Below are 16,517 nucleotides of genomic sequence, written 5' to 3'. Positions count from 1 at the left end.
TGATTTGGTGATGTGCATAAAAGTGGAAATGATGAGAAAGTGCATTCTATTGGTTGTGGTCTATTCCATATTTTTATTCTTGTACTAAAACGGGGCCATGCCCGCGTAGAACAACGGAAATCCTTTTTTGGGACCCTATTACGGCCGCAAAGGAAGGTGTGGGCAATGCCGTAAAAGGAGGCTGCCGCGCCGTTGGCGCCAAAAGGAATCCCAAGAGCCCGTTTTTGTTGCCCCGAAATAGGGCACCCAAGCTTGGTTGTTCTTGGGTGAACAGGGCGCTTTATGTCCGCAATATGGTCCTGGCCCGGTTCCGGAAACGGATAAAGCAAGGCTAGGTCCGTTCTTCTTTTTCCCTGTCCTTGATGGCCCGCCTTTTGGTAGTGGTCTTCATGTCCGCATAACGGGGATCCTGCACATAATCTTGTTTTTGCATCTTCATGACCTCTATGCTCAAGAAACCGAATTCGCTCACCACCTTTCCGTAGAAACGGTAAATGCCCTTTCCCCGAAAAGGATATGCAGCCATTACGGGCGGGAAGTGCACGGTATCGAAAACTTCGCCGCGCCGATCGATCAGGGTGGCAAACCCCATGCGCTTGCCGGTATGGGTCTTGGTGCTCTTAACGGTGACCAGGTAGCCGTAGATATCAATGTGCCTGCCCAAAAACCGGGGCAAGTCCCTGGCACAGCGTTGGCTTTGGGGCCGCTGCACCAAAAGATCAAAGGGGGAGCAGAGGCAGAAGCCCAACAGCTCCATCTGTGTAAAGGCCGTCTCCAGGTGCGTGGTATAAAACTCGGGAATCTCAAAGGAACGCTGTTTTGGCGGAAAGAGCTTTGGGTGCGCCACCTTGGAACGGCTCAAGCTAAGGTGGGCCTTCCAGAGCAAGTGGTGTTTGTTGGCCCCCGTGAACCGGAAGGCATCAATGCGGATCAAGATGCCCAACTGTTCCATGGAGATGGGCACGCGGTCCATAAAATCTTCCAGGGAGTGAAACCGGCCCTTGGCGTTCCGTTCCCTTACGATCCTTGCCGCCACAAGGGCCTCCAGGTCCCGCAGCCAGGCCAGGCCCAAAAAGATGTCGGTGCCGTGGATCACATTGGCCTCCCCACTGTTGTTCACGCAGGGAGGGTGCACAGTGGCGCCCAGCATACGGGCCTCGTGCACATAGTGTTCCGGGCGGTAAAACCCGCCCCCGTTGTTTAGCACGGCCACCATGTATTCCAAGGGAAAATAGGCCCGCAAGAACAAGGTTTGATAGCTCTCCACGGCATAGGAGGCAGAATGTCCCTTGGCAAAGGCGTAGCCCGCAAAACTGGCGATCTGTTCCCAGATCTCAAAAATGAGGCTGTCTTCATACCCCTTTTCCCTACAGTTGGCAATGAACTTGTCCTTGACCTTTTGGAACTCGGTCCGGGAACGGAACTTGCCGCTCATGCCGCGCCGCAGTACATCTGCCTCGCCCAGGTCCAGATCGGCAAAATAATGGGCCACCTTGATCACATCTTCTTGATAGACCATGACCCCATAGGTTTCCGGCATGATCTGCAGCATCACGGGATGTGCCCTTTCTTGGGCCCTTCCCGGGTTTCGGTGCCGCAGGATATACTCGCGCATCATGCCGCTCTTGGCCACCCCGGGCCGTATGATGGAGCTTGCCGCCACCAATCCCAGATAGGTATCTACCCGCAATTTCTTTAACAGCATGCGCATGGCGGGAGACTCCACATAAAAACAGCCCATGCACTGTGCCGTCCTTACCAGGTCATTGATCTTGGGGTCCTTTTTAAAGGCCTTGATGTCATGGATGTCCACCTTGGCGTAGCGTTCCGGATGCTCTTGGGCAATGATGGCCATGGCCTCCTGGATCTTGGAAAGTCCGCGCTGCCCCAAAATATCGAACTTATAAAGGCCCACATCTTCTGCGATCACCATATCAAAATGTACGGTGGGAAAGCCCTTGGGCGGCAAATGCGTGGCAGAAAACCAGTGCAGGGAAACATCACCGATCAAAATGCCCCCGGCATGGATGCCCAAATAATTGGGCATGCCCATGATGAGCCTGCCGTACTTTAGCACCAAGACGGACATCCCGTCCAGTTCTTGTGGCCTAAACTGCCCGTCTGCCAGGCGATCGATCTCGCCCTTGGGCAGCCCAAACACCTTGCCCAGTTCACGGATAACGCCCCGTTGCTTAAAAGTGACATAGGTGCCCAACAGCGCCACGTGCTTAAAACGCTGAAAGATATATTGGGTCATGGCGGGCCTGTCCCTGTGGGAAAAATCAATGTCGAAATCGGGCGGGTTGGCCCGGTAAAGGTTCATGAAACGCTCAAAATACAGGTCCAGCTCCATGGGGTCCACATCGGTGATGCGCAAGATGTAGGCCACGATGCTATTGGCGCCACTGCCCCTTCCTACATAGAAGAACCCCCTGCGCCTGGCCTCCGAGACAATGTCCCAATTGATGAGAAAGTAGGAGACAAAACCCATTTTTTTAATGAGCGAAAGTTCTTTGTCCAGGCGTTGCAGCACCGCTTTATCTGCTTTTGGGTAACGGTAGGGCAAGCCCTCTTGGCAGAGCTTTTCCAGCAGAACCACATCCTGGGCCACCGTTTTGGTATAGGTACGCTGGTTTTGCGGCTTTCGCGTGGCGGAAAAGTCAAAGTGTACGTGGCACTCCCCCATGAGCCTTTCCGTGTTCTCCAGAATAAAGGGGTGGTCACTGAAGGCGGCCACCAATTGGGGCAAGGGCAGCATTTGCTCCGTTTCCGGGGCCTGCTCGGTGGGGCACAGCTTGCTTAGCAGGGTGTTGTTGTCAATGGCGCGGAGCAGCCTATGGGCATTGTGGTCCCGCTTGTTCCTAAAGGTCACCGGCTGTTGTACCACCAGGCGGTCTTTCCATTTCAGGAGGCCCGAAAAGGGCAAGCGCCGCATGTCCTGTACGGAGACCCCTATGAATTCATGCGGCAAAAACTCCTTTTTTTCATGGTAGAGCACTTTTTCAAAAGGATAGATCACATAGGCCTGCCCAAAAGCCGGTGCGTTGGCCGGAATCCGTGTTTTTTCATGGAGGTGTTGGGACAAAAATTGGTTCAGCTCCATATAGCCGGCATTGTTCTTGGCAATGGCCACAAAACACGCATCCACCCCGTTCCTGAAATCAATGCCCAGAAGGGGCTTAATGTTGAATTCTGCCGCCCTGCGCACAAAATTGAGACCGGCGGAGGTGTTGTTGATGTCCGTAAGTGCCAATTGGCCCACCCCACATTCTTTGGCCTGTTCCAGCAGTGCCACCTCGGAGAAGGTACCGTAGCGAAGACTGTAATATGTGTGGCAATTGAGGTAAATGGCTTTTTCTTTTTTTAGGTTGATGAAAGAGACGAGATGCAAGATGTAAGATGTAAGATGTAAAAATCAATCTATACTTTTGATTTTCAAACCCTTAACAACCATCCCCCCAAAACCACCCACTACACAAGATTCATCTACTTCATACTCAACACCAAGCATCCAAATCTCAATAGATGGCGGCGTCGCATCCACTTTCTTTTGGCTTCAACATTTCGTTGGCTCCTCGCCATGACGGGTGTTGAAGAGACAAGATGTAAGATGTAAGATGTAAGATGCAAAAATCAATCTATACTTTTGATTTTCAAACCCTTAACAACCATCCCCTCAAAACCACCCACTACCCTCTAACAACTACCCTCTACCCTTTACAAACTACCCACTACCCTCTAACAACTATCCTCTAAAAACCACCCTCCAACACTCCCTTCACTGCTTTCTGTGCGCCAGGATAATGGGCGGCCTGCCATCGAACGGGTTGGCGATCCGGCCTATGGAATGGGCACCCATGCCGGAGGCGCGTATTACGCTCTTGTCTCCATAGCGCTTGCGTATGGTGTCCAAGGCGTTATAGAGGCGCAGGGCCTCTTCCGTGTCATCAAAAAGGTCTATCTGGTAGTTGCCGCCCACCAAATGGCTGAACTTGATCCCAATGAGCCGCACCAAGAGCCGCCGGTTGTACAACAGTTTAAAGAGCTCCAATATCTTGGGGATCAGAATGTGGTCCGCACTGGTATAGGGAATGCGCATCTGCCTGGAATAGGTGTTAAAATCGGAATAGCGCAACTTTACCGTGATGCACGCCGTGAGCTTGTTGCCCCGCCGCAACTGGTAGGCGAGGTTCTCGGTCATGGCGATCAATATGCCCCGCAGCCGGGCCACGTCTATGGTGTCTTTGTTAAAGGTGCGCTCCGTACTGATGCTCTTGCGCTCACAAAAGGGCACCACGGGCCTGGTATCGATGCCGTTGGCCCTTTTCCAAATGACCGCGCCGTTCTTTCCCAGCACCCGCTGCATGATGTCCATGGGCATTTCCTGTATGGTGCGTACCTGGCGCAGCCCCAAATTTCTCAAGGTCTGGTAGGTCTTGTCTCCCACCATGGGGATCTTTTTTATGGAGAGCGGCGCCAAAAAGGGCTTTTCGGAACCGTAATCTATCTTTAGCTGATTGTTGGGCTTGGCCTCTCCCGTGGCCACTTTGGAGACCACCTTGTTCACGGACAGGCCAAAGGAAATGGGCAGCCCGGTCTCTTTCATGATCTTTTGGCGCAGCTCCGTGGCATAGCGGTAGGCACCAAAAAACCGATCCATCCCGGTAAGATCGGCATAAAATTCATCTATGCTGGATTTCTCAAAAAGCGGCACACGTTCCTTGATGATCTCCGTGACCTCATCCGAATGTTTGCTGTAGGCACCGGAATTTCCCTTGATGGCCACGGCCTCCGGGCACAGCTCCTTGGCCATTTTCATGGGCATGCCGGAATGCACGCCAAAGCTCCGGGTCTCATAGCTGCAGGCCGCCACCACACCACGGTCGCTGAGGCCGCCCACCAAAATGGGCCTGTTGCGCAAACGGCTGTCCAGACGGCGCTCCACGGAGACAAAAAAGGTGTCCAGATCCAAATGTAAAACGGTCTTTTTCATCTGTTTATATTTAGTTGTTTTTTAAGGTCAGACCTGCCCGTTCCGTTTCAGGCGGGTGGCTAAATTTCAAAAGCCTTGGTTTTATTGGAGGTAGCACCCTTGCCACAAACCCCCAACACACCATCTGGGTTAAAATTGGGGAGGACTAAATTATGGAATATTTACTATTTTTTGGATTTATTCCCAATAATTAACTTCTGTACTTTTCGGTATATGGTTACGAACCGGGGATAAGGACGGTGACGTGCAAATGTTCGGGGCGGTGGGGTTTAAGGAAACGGCGAGGTAGGCTCCCAACCTAATGGGGATCCGTATCGTTTTGGAACAGGGAATCTTCGTTTAGGTAGAGCAGCTCTGCCACTGAAATGAGGTTTTTGATGATCTCGTTCAGGTTGTCCTTGTCATTGAGCAGGGAAGAGGCCATATCGGCATTGATGCGGTTTTCCGCGATCAAGGTGTTGATCGAGGCATTGGCCAGGTGCTTTCCCTTTTTGGCTTCCCTGCGCAGGGCCAAGAGCTCGTCATGGTACCGTTGTTTGTCCGCTTCGGTCTTGAACTGGTAAATGACCCGCAGCACTTTTACAAGTTTCTTGCGAAAGGCATCGTACTCGCCCTCCATATCCTTGTTGCCCGCGCCCAAATATTGGGATATGTTGATGCGCATCTCTATGGTGGCCTTGATGATCTCCACCATTTTGCGGTTGGCCACGATGATCTCCGAAAGGGTATCGTTCTGTTCCTTGGCCATTTTTTGGGTGCTCTGCAAGGTGGTGGCATACCTAATGATCTCCCCGTAAATGGTCTTTACCTTGCTGTAGTAGAGCTCACGGACATCGACCCCAAAATCGTCCTTGGAATTTTTTACCACCTCCTTGGTCTCCAGGTCCGATCGCACATCTTCCCGGTGGATGTTCATGGCGTGGGTAACAATCTCAAAAATGGCATTCTCGTAGAGGTACCTGGTTTCCTTCATCAAAGCGTTCACAGCGGTGCCCGGAAGTTCCATAATGGTTTCGTTCAAGAACTTGGGCTCCTCTATGCCCTTCTCCTTTTTTTCCTTGAGGAGCCAGAGCAGAAAACGTTCTATCTGTTGCATGAACGGCAGTACAATGATAACGCCCATGATATTAAAGACCGTGTGGAACATGGCCAGTTTTAGGGTAAAATCGTCCTCGGCAATGCCCATTTCCCGGATCAGGAAATCCACAAGATCCATCAAGGGGTACAAAATGGCCAGGGCCACAATGCCGGTGACGAGCTTAAAGATCAAATGTGCGCCCGCCAACCGCTTCCCGGCCACATTGGAGCTTATGGAGCCCAAGATCGCGGTAATGGTGGTGCCTATGTTGGCCCCAATGGTAAGGCCCAGGGCATTGTCATATTCGATCTGGCCGGCGGCCAGGGCGGTAAGTATCAAGGCCAATGTGGCGCTGCTGGACTGTAGCATGGCCGTAATGACAATGCCCACCCCAATATAGACCAAGATGCCCATGAAACCGGGGATCGCATATTCGGTAAGGTCTATGAATTCCTTAAAGGTGTCAAAACCCTCTTTCATATAGAAGATGCCCAGAAAGAAGAACCCCAAACCGGCCAAAATACTGCCCAAGCCCTTTAGGGAGGGCCGTTTTTGCAGGGAAAATACTATGCCAAAAACAAGCATGGGCATGGCCAGGGCAGATATCTTTATCTTGAGCCCAAAGGCGGCCACCAACCAAGCGGTGGCCGTGGTGCCCATATTGGCCCCAAAAATGAGCCCCATGCCCCCGACCAAACCGATCAATCCGGCACTGACAAAGGAAATGGCGACAATGGACACCAAGGAGCTGGACTGTATAAAGGCCGTGACCAGGGCACCCGCGGCAAGACTTTTGTACACCTTATCGGTGGTTTTTTTCAATATGGTCTGCAGGGGGCCTTTGGCAAACACCTTAAAGCCCTCTTCCAGCATGATCATTCCAAATAGGAGAATGGCAATGCCCGCGGCAACGGTCTCAAAGTTGGGATTGCGGTACAGCACATATCCCAATACCGCCAGAAGTACATAAAAAGCTGCTTTTTTGATCATAAACCGTGGTTCCCGTGACTGTGCGGAAGGCCAAAAGACCTGTTCCTTAATTTAAGGTAAACATAATGTAAATTAATTGCAACTGCACGCCCTGTTTCCCATGACAACGATCGGGCGAGAATTGAGGGGGTTCATGTTGTGGAAACCGGCACCGCGCCCAGCTGAAATGGGCGGTTTGCGGCCAAACCGCCTTCAAGGGCCTTAAAAAGCAAGGGGCGTTTTCAAACATTTTCCAAAAAAATACGTTATGGCAGTGCATTCCATTTCCTGAAGTGCCGGGCACGGGAAGGGAGAATGCCAAAAAGCAATGGGATAAACCAAACGATTGTCCAATTGAAACGCTATGAAACCATTCCTCCGAACAGTATGCCTTTGTCTTGCGGTCTTCGCCCAGACGGGATACGGGCAAAAATCTGCCATTACCATTGAGGAGCCCACCAAGGGCACGGTCTGGACCGTTGAAGAAATGGCCCGGATACGCTGGTCCACGGACAACATTTCCCCGGAAAAATCCATTCGGTTTTTTCTGGTGCGCAATGAAATGGTGGTACAGGAACTGGGCTCCTTTGAGAACAACGGGTTCAAGGATGCCATTGCCCTGGCCAAGAACATTGGCTCTGGAGACCAGTACCAAGTGGTGGGCATTGAACTCTTTCCGGAAGACAAATTCAACATTGCAAAATTTGTGACGCCCCTGTTCAGCATTGTGAACAAAGCTTCGGATGCACGCAGAAAGCAGCAGGAGCTTAAAAATGCACCGCCCGAAAAACCATCAAAAAAGAACAAGAGGAAACGACGCTCCAAACGCAACACGCCGCTCCCCAGGACAACGGAAGACACTTCGCCAAAGACGGACCAGCGCATGGAGTTCAACGGCAGAACGATCTCCTATACAAAGGAACTGGAATTTTCCAGTGATGAGATCACCGTGAAGATATGGGACCACGGCAGGCAGGACGGAGACATTGTATCCATTTACCTCAATGGCCGATCGGTGGTCTCCAAACACTACCTCACCTATTGGAAACGGGAGTTTAAGATAAAACTGAACCCCCAAAAGACCAACGATCTGTTCCTTTATGCCCACAATTTGGGCGATGCCCCGCCCAATACCGTAGCGGTTGAGATCAGTGATGGCATAAAATCGGAGAACATCGTTTTAAACTCCGATCTCCAAAGCTGTGAAGCGGTGATGATCAGCGTTAACAAATAGCGGTTCACCATTGGTGGCAACGATCATGACGCCCTTGTGCGTTCCCGCAAAGCCCCAACCAAATCCCTTCCGGTTTCCAAAACCCCTTGTCCGCAACACACCCGCCCTTTGCGATCGGTGACAGGAGGACCAAAGGTGCCTTGGCCCCTTCGGTTTTAAGGGGTTCCTTTGTCTGGGAGATCAGATCCTGGCAGCAGGGCTGTTTCACGAATAAAATCCAGGTACAACAAAGTCCAATTGGCCCATAAACCGTACTTTTGGGACATCTCTTTGGGAAAAAGTGTCCCCGACCTTTGCAAGGTGCGGGAGCGTCCCTATAAATTGATTTTGGATTTTTTTAATGTGCCTTTAAAGATGATGCCCACCAAACCGCCATTAAAGTTTGTACCGCCCGGTACCATCACATTTCTGTCCATTGCCCTTTTGCTATGCTTCACGGCCTGCCGGGACCACCCCGTGGACGGAGCGCCAAGCCTGGAAAAAACAACGGCCCACGTGGATCCCTTTATTGGCACCGGGGGCCACGGCCATACCTATCCCGGGGCCAGTGCGCCCTTTGGCATGGTACAGCCCAGTCCGGACAACGGCACCAGCGGTTGGGATTGGTGCTCCGGTTACCACATCACGGACTCCATCATATCCGGTTTTGGACAGTTGCACCTCAGTGGCACCGGTATTGGCGATCTCACCGATGTGTTGCTGATGCCCACCAACGCTCCGGTGGACGTGACCCGCTTTGGCACGGCACGGGACACCCTGCCCTACACCTCGGGCTTTTCACACGACAATGAAGCCGCTTCGCCAGGGTACTACCGGGTGCTGCTGGACGCCCCAAAAGTGGAAGTGGAGCTTACGGCAAACGAAATGGTGGCCTTTCACCGATACACCTACCGGAAGCAGCAAGCGCCCTCCTTTATCCTGGACCTGGGATATGCGGTGAATTGGGACAAACCCACCCAAAGCGGGGTCACCGTTGAAAATGAACACCTCATCTCGGGACACCGTTTTAGCACGGGATGGGCCAAGAACCAAAAGGTATTTTTTGTGATCGAAAGCGCAACGCCCATCACTAAATACCAATTGGTATCAGACGGGAGCCCCCTGGCTCAGGGGGCAAACGCCACCGGCACCAAAACGGGCGGCCAGTTTTTTGTGAAGGCGCGGGAGAACACACCCTTGCTCCTTAAAATTGCCCTTTCTTCCGTAAGTGTTGCCAATGCCAAGGAAAATCTGGAACGCCACGGAAAAGAGATCGGCTTTGCCCAGGCCAAGACCGCAGCGGAACGGGATTGGGAGGGACTCCTGTCCAGAATTGAGGTGGAAACCCCTGTAGATTCCCTGAAAACCATCTTTTATTCTGCCCTGTACCATACCCAACTGGCGCCGGTGCGCTTTAACGACTCCAACGGGCAGTTCCGTTTGCAGAACGACAGCATTGCCCAGATGGACGGCACCGCCTACACCACCTTGTCCCTCTGGGACACCTTCAGGGCCCAAAATCCGCTCTTGACCCTGATGCACCCCGACAGGGTGAACGATATCATTGCCTCCATGCTCCGCTATTATGAAGAACAGGGCCGGCTGCCGGTCTGGAACCTGTACGGGAACGAAACCGATACCATGACCGGGAACCACGGGGTTTCCGTCATTGCCGAGGCCTACCTCAAAGGCATTAGGGGCTATGATGTGGAAAAAGCCTATGCCGCGGTGGTACAGAGCATGATGGCAGACAACCGAGGTCTGGACGCCTACAAAGCGTACGGTTACATTCCCCATACCGCCCTGGACGAGTCCGTGAGCATTACCTTGGAATACGCCTACAATGACTGGTGCGTGGCCCAAATGGCCAAGGAAATGGGAAAGATGGAAGATTACGAGTATTTCGGGAATCGTTCACGGGCGTACACCCACCTTTTTGATGCCGGGACCGGATTCATGCGGGGAAGGGATGCCGAAGGAAAAATGCGGGACACGCCCTTTGACCCCAAGCACTCCAGCCATAGGGTAGATTCTGACTATGTGGAAGGCAATGCCTGGCAGCACAGTTGGTTCGTACTGCACGATGTGCCCAATTTCATTGACCTCCACGGTGGTGACCAAGCCTTTGCGGAAAAGTTGGAACAGCTCTTTTCGGAGAGCTCAGAAATAACCGGGGACAATGTATCCGTGGACATTACCGGGCTGATCGGGCAATATGCCCACGGGAATGAACCCAGCCACCACATTGCCTATATGTTCAACACCGCCAAGCAACCCTGGCGCACCCAGTTTTGGGTAAGGGAGATTATGGACAGCCAGTACAGCACCCTACCGGACGGCCTCAGTGGCAATGAGGACTGCGGCCAGATGTCTGCCTGGTACGTGTTGAGCTCCTTGGGCTTCTACCCCATGAACCCGGTTTCGGGAACCTATGAACTGGGGAGCCCGCTTTTCCAAAAGGCCGTCATCTCCCTTCCACAAGGCAAAAAATTTACCATTTTGGCCCCCAACACCTCGGACACCAACAAATACATAAATAACGTAAGCCTTAACGGAACCCCGCTTGAACGCACCCACATTACCCACGCAGAGATCATGGCCGGCGGCACCTTGGCGTTTGATATGGCGTCCGAGCCCAATACCAACTGGGGCATCAACTAAACCAACCCACATGCACGCACTGGACCTTTCGATCATTTTCCTGTACATTGTACTGACCCTCTTCGTGGGCATTTGGGTGTCCAAAAAGGCCTCAAAGGGCCTGGATTCCTATTTCTTGGGCGGCAACAACATAAAATGGTACTACCTGGGCCTGAGCAACGGTTCTGGCATGTTCGATATTTCCGGCACCGCCTGGATGGTGGGCATCCTTTTTCTTTATGGCGCCAAAAGCTTTATGTTCATGTGGCTTTGGCCGGTCTGGAACCAAGTGTTCATCATGATCTTTTTGGCCGTTTGGATACGGCGCTCCAATATCATGACGGGTTCGGAATGGATCTTGACCCGCTTTGGCGATGGGCGGGCAGGGCGGGCCTCGCACAGTATTGTTGCCGTTTTTGCCGTGGTGTCCGCAGTGGGCTTCATTGCTTATTTCTTTGAGGGGATCGGAAAGTTCATGACCGTTATCCTGCCTTGGGACCTCTCCCTGACCCTGGGGGATACCTTACTGCTCACCGCCGACCAATCTTACGCCCTGATCATCATCTTCCTCACCACCCTCTACACCATAAAGGGGGGCATGTTCTCCGTGGTGGCCACTGAGGTGCTACAGTACGGCATAATGGTCTTGGCCGGGCTGCTGGTGGCCGGCTACACCTTTTTTGCCATTACCGATATGGAGATCAATGCCATCATCTCGGAGGAATGGAAGAACATCTTCTTTAGCACGGAACTGGGCCCTCATTGGAGCAGTGACTTCCAAGCCTTTAACGACCTGATCGACTCCGAGGGCTACAAAATGTTCGGGGCGCTGATCGGCATGACCCTTTTCAAGGGCTTCTTTGCCAGTATCGCGGGGCCGGTGCCCAGCTATGATTTTCAGCGCATCCTCTCCACGCGAACGGTAAAGGAGGCAGCTTATATGAGCGGTTTTACCAACCTGGTGCTGTTTATACCACGCTACCTGTTGATCACCGGCATCGTGGTCATTGCCCTGGTGGTGCTGGGCCCCGCCATGAGCGCGGACCCCAATCTCTCCGGGGGCGACCTGGAAGTGATCCTGCCCAAGGTGATCAATGACCATATTCCCATTGGCATCAAAGGATTGATGCTGGCCGGGCTGCTGGCCGCGTTCATGTCTACCTTCTCGGCCTTTGTGAATTCTGGCCCTGCCTACATCGTAAACGACATTTACAAGAAGTATTTTAAGCCGGTGGCACCGAGCGCCCACTACATCAAGGCCAGCTACCTGGCCTCTTTTGGCGTTGTGGCCCTAGGGGTGTTCATGGGCTTTTTTGCAGACTCGATCAACTCCCTGACCCTCTGGATCACCAGTGCGCTCTACGGAGGGTACGTGGCCGCCAATTTCCTGAAATGGGTATGGTGGCGCTTTAACGGTTGGGGCTATTTTTGGGGCATGCTGGCCGGCCTGCTCGTGGCCACGCTGCAGTTCTTTTTGGATCAGAACAAGGCCGGTTTCGCGGAGGGCAGCCTGCTTTATGAACTCAGCAACGTGCATGCCATTTATCTGTTTCCGATCATTTTTGGGTTCTCCCTTTTGGGCTCCTTCCTGGGCACCTATTTTTCCAAGCCCACCGATATGGCCACCCTAAAGTCCTTCTACGCCTCGGTGAAGCCGTGGGGCTGGTGGAAACCGGTATGCAAGGCCCTAAAGGGCGAGGATCCAAACTTTAAAAGGAACACCGATTTTGGCATGGACATGATGAACTGTGCCGTGGGCATCATCTGGCAGTCCAGCATGATCTTGTTGCCCATTTATCTGCTCATAAGGGACTACCCCAAGATGTGGGTGGCCCTGGCCGTTTTCTTGGTCTCCTCCCTGGTCCTAAAGTTTACCTGGTTGGACAAGGTGCGACAAATACCCGACTGATGGACGACGGCAATTTCCAAAAAAAAACGACGGTGCCCTTTGGGACCCTTTTGGAAGCCGTGGCCTCCCCCGGTTTCAACGTAAACTACCTCGGGGCAAGCTCACGAGGCATTCATAAGAAACTGAATTTTAATTTCGAGTCTAACCTCGGAGCATCAAATCCCTTTGGCGGTGCCAATGAACGCCCTGGAGCACATCGACCTTAAAAATAAAACATCAACATAAAAAAGTAAAAAGATGACAAGCCCAATGCCTTGGCAAGATAGACCCAAAAACAGTACCGATGTGGTGTGGCGCTATAGCGAAAACCCCATTATAGAGCGGAATGCCATCCCCAGTTCCAACAGCGTGTTCAACAGTGCCGTGGTGCCTTTTGAAGGTGGCTATGCCGGAGTGTTCCGATGTGACAACAAGGCCGTGCAAATGAACCTATTTGCCGGATTCAGCAAAGATGGCCTCCAATGGAACATTGAGCATGACCCCATTTCCTTTGTGGCCGGCAACACCGAAATGATAGAGAGCGATTACAAGTACGACCCCCGCGTTACCTTTATTGAAGACCGCTTTTGGATCACCTGGTGCAATGGCTACCACGGACCCACCATTGGCATTGGCTACACCTTTGACTTCAAGACCTTTTATCAGTGCGAAAATGCCTTTTTGCCCTTTAACCGAAATGGGGTGCTCTTTCCCGAAAAGATAAACGGCAAGTTTGCCATGCTGAGCCGCCCCAGTGATAACGGGCACACCCCTTTTGGCGACATTTACCTGAGCTATAGCCCGGATATGAAGTACTGGGGAGAACACCGCTGTGTCATGAAGGCCACCCGCTTTGAGGACAGCGCTTGGCAGTGCACCAAAATTGGCGCCGGATCGGTTCCCATTTTAACCAAGGAAGGTTGGCTCATGTTCTACCACGGTGTCATAAACACCTGCAACGGGTTTAGGTACGCCATGGGTTCCGCCATTTTGGAGCAGGACAGGCCCGATCGGGTAAAATACAGGACCCAGCCCTATCTGCTAACTCCCCAAACACCCTATGAGTGCATGGGCGATGTGCCCAATGTGATCTTCCCTTGTGCTTCCCTGCACCACACGGAAGCCGATAAAGTGGCCATTTACTACGGTGCGGCAGACACGGTGGTGGGGCTTGCCTTTGGCCACATTTCCGAAATTTTGGCCTTTACCAAAGAGAATAGTTTATAGACAAAGACCATTGGGGCTGGGCAAAAATGCCCTCCAATGCAACCTTAGATGTATGCGAACCCATTACCAGACCACCTTGTTCCGCCTGTTGCCGCTATGGGTAGCCTTGGCCGTAAGCTGTACCGAACCCCCGGCAAAAGCGGTGGCCGCTGAATCGCTCACCACCCATGTAAATCCGTTCATTGGAACGGACGGGCCCGGCAACACCTATCCGGGAGCCACCCTGCCCTTTGGCATGGTACAGCTGAGCCCGGACATTGGCATTCCCGGATGGGACCGCATTGCCGGCTATTATTGGCCAGATTCCATTCTCAGTGGTTTTTCGCACACCCACCTTTCCGGAACCGGGGCGGGAGACCTCTACGATATCCTGGTCATGCCCACCAACGGGCGCTTTTCCCAACGTATTGCTGCCAACGGCCACCGTCCCTTCTCTAGGTACGACCACGATAGGGAAGGTGCATCGCCCGGCCATTATTGGGTGCATCTGTTGGATTACGGCATCAAGGCAGAGCTTACCGCCACCAAACGGGTGGGCGTGCACCGCTACACCTTTCCCCGGGACACCACTTCCGCCATTCACGTAGATCTGGGCTACTCCCTGAACTGGGACCGTGCCACGGACACCCACATCAGCGTGGTGAACGACTCTACCATAAGGGGCCACCGGATGTCCACCGGATGGGCCAGGAACCAACGCCTGTTTTTTGAAATGCGCCTGTCCAAGCCCTTTAAGCACCACACCCTCACCGAGCAAATGGTAAACGGCAGCCGGCATGCCAAGATCAGCCTGCACTACACCACCGGGGAGCAGGAGGCCATTACCGTTAGAACAGGGCTGTCTTCCGTGAGCACTGAAGCTGCGGCAAAAGCGATTGACCAAGAGGCCCTGGCCCCCTTTGACGGTCTGCGAAATGCGGCAGACCGGATTTGGGAAGAACAGTTGAAAAAAGTGACCATTACGGAAAGCGACCCCGACAAGAAAGCTGTCTTTTACACCATGCTCTACCAATCCATGCTGGCCCCTACCCTGTACAGCGATATTGACGGACACTACAAAACGGCCAATGACGATCAGGGGGCCTATTTGCCCGGTAAGGATTCGGTGAGCCGGGCCCTGGGTTTTGAACGTTATGACACCTTTTCCCTCTGGGACACCTTCAGGGCGGCCCACCCCTTGCAGACCCTGATCCACCCAGATAAGGTGCCGCACTTTGTGCGCTCCCTTTTGGCCCACTACCAAGAGACCCAAGTACTGCCGGTGTGGTCCATGCAGGGCAGCGAGACCAACATAATGATCGGGTACCACGCCATCCCGGTCATTGTGGATGCCTATTTCAAGGGATATCCATTTGATGCCGAACTGGCCTACGAAGCCTGCAAGGCCAGCGCCATGGTGAACGATCGGCAATTGGACATTTACAAGGAAAAAGGGTACATCCCCACGGGAGAGCAAGATGAAAACTGGTCTGTTTCCAAGACCATGGAGTACGCCTTTGGGGATTGGTGCGTGGCCATGTTTGCCAAGGACCTGGGAAAGGAGGAAGACCACCACTATTTCTTAAAGCGATCGGAAAACTGGAAGAACCTGTACAATGCCCAAAACTCCTGGATCCAGCCCAAGGATCCCGCAGGTGTGTTTTTGAGCCCCTTTGTGCCCAAGGAATACAGCGCCCATTTTTGTGAGAGCAATGCCTGGCACTACTATTGGTTTGTTCCCCAAGACATTCCGGGGCTTATGGCCCACACAGGGGGCAAGGCGCGCTTTGAGCAAAAACTGGATTCCATGTTCACCCATGCCCCGGCACCCGAAGACAAACTGCCCCTTTTTAGCACGGGAATGATAGGCCAGTATGCACACGGGAATGAGCCCAGCCACCACGTGGCCTATCTCTATAATTATGTGAACAGACCCTCCAAGGCACAGCGGCGCATACGCCAAATTTTGGAAGGCCAGTACCAAAACGCCCCCAATGGCCACTGTGGCAACGAAGATTGCGGGCAAATGTCCTCTTGGTACGTTCTCAGTGCCCTTGGGCTCTACCCCGTGAACCCTGCACAGGGCGTCTATGACCTGGGCATTCCCCTGTATGAGAAAGCCGTGGTGGACGTGGGCAACGGAAAACCGCTTACCATTGTGGCCCAGGGCGGTGTGGAAAAGCCCTTTGTGAAATGTGTGTCCCTAAACGGCAAGACCTTGAACAGGAGCTACGTGACCCACAGAGAGCTCCAGGCAGGGGGCACCCTGACCTTTTTTATGACGGACGATGCAAAAGAGGCAGATGAGCGCCCGTTAAAATCGCCCGAAACGAATAAAGTGTACCATTGATTCACATAATGTTGAGAAGATGACAACTTAGACAGCTACCTTTGGTTTTGCCGAAGCTATGTTAGAAGCAAAAGCCAACAAGGTCTATTTTAGGGCGACTGCGGAAAGTGTAAACCCCTTCATTGAAAAAAGAGATAAACGATATGCCCTGCCTATTTTAACGACTTGATTTTGGGCAGA

Annotated in this window: 8 protein-coding genes; 5 read left to right on the top strand and 3 right to left on the bottom strand. The window is 52.7% G+C overall.

What is annotated here, in order from left to right; genetic code table 11:
* Positions 1 to 331 precede the first annotated feature (331 nt).
* The 3 genes from ACKWCC_RS14595 to ACKWCC_RS14585 form a co-directional block, all read right to left on the bottom strand.
* Positions 332 to 3,349, bottom strand: coding sequence for a DNA polymerase III subunit alpha (locus ACKWCC_RS14595; RefSeq protein WP_413996732.1), 3,018 nt, complete (start codon positions 3,347 to 3,349; stop codon positions 332 to 334).
* Positions 3,350 to 3,778: 429 nt separating this feature from the next.
* Positions 3,779 to 4,993, bottom strand: a complete 1,215-nt coding sequence (gene dinB, locus ACKWCC_RS14590) for a DNA polymerase IV (protein ID WP_413996690.1) — start codon at positions 4,991 to 4,993, stop codon at positions 3,779 to 3,781.
* Between the two features lie 298 nt (positions 4,994 to 5,291).
* Complete coding sequence (locus ACKWCC_RS14585) at positions 5,292 to 7,061, bottom strand: Na/Pi cotransporter family protein (protein ID WP_413996689.1); 1,770 nt, start codon at positions 7,059 to 7,061, stop codon at positions 5,292 to 5,294.
* A gap of 343 nt (positions 7,062 to 7,404) precedes the next feature.
* Here ACKWCC_RS14585 and ACKWCC_RS14580 point away from each other — a divergent pair, with 343 nt between their 5' ends.
* The 5 genes from ACKWCC_RS14580 to ACKWCC_RS14560 all read left to right on the top strand — a co-directional run bounded on the left by ACKWCC_RS14580 (position 7,405) and on the right by ACKWCC_RS14560 (position 16,337).
* On the top strand, positions 7,405 to 8,274 hold the full coding sequence (locus ACKWCC_RS14580; RefSeq protein ID WP_413996688.1) for a hypothetical protein: 870 nt from the start codon (positions 7,405 to 7,407) through the stop codon (positions 8,272 to 8,274).
* Positions 8,275 to 8,631: 357 nt separating this feature from the next.
* Entirely contained in the window at positions 8,632 to 10,914 is a 2,283-nt protein-coding gene (locus tag ACKWCC_RS14575) for a GH92 family glycosyl hydrolase (protein ID WP_413996731.1), read from the top strand.
* Between the two features lie 10 nt (positions 10,915 to 10,924).
* Positions 10,925 to 12,802, top strand: a complete 1,878-nt coding sequence (locus ACKWCC_RS14570; RefSeq protein WP_413996687.1) for a sodium:solute symporter family protein — start codon at positions 10,925 to 10,927, stop codon at positions 12,800 to 12,802.
* Positions 12,803 to 13,039: 237 nt separating this feature from the next.
* Positions 13,040 to 14,008: a glycoside hydrolase family 130 protein gene (locus tag ACKWCC_RS14565; protein WP_413996686.1), complete on the top strand. Its 969-nt coding sequence runs from the start codon at positions 13,040 to 13,042 to the stop codon at positions 14,006 to 14,008.
* A 52-nt stretch (positions 14,009 to 14,060) separates the two neighbouring features.
* Positions 14,061 to 16,337, top strand: a complete 2,277-nt coding sequence (locus ACKWCC_RS14560) for a GH92 family glycosyl hydrolase (RefSeq protein WP_413996685.1) — start codon at positions 14,061 to 14,063, stop codon at positions 16,335 to 16,337.
* Positions 16,338 to 16,517 lie beyond the last annotated feature (180 nt).

The organism is Maribacter aquimarinus (assembly GCF_047345505.1).
Classification (GTDB): domain Bacteria; phylum Bacteroidota; class Bacteroidia; order Flavobacteriales; family Flavobacteriaceae; genus Maribacter.
Note: the sequence above shows the minus strand (reverse complement) of the source record. Positions and strands in the feature narration are given on the sequence as shown.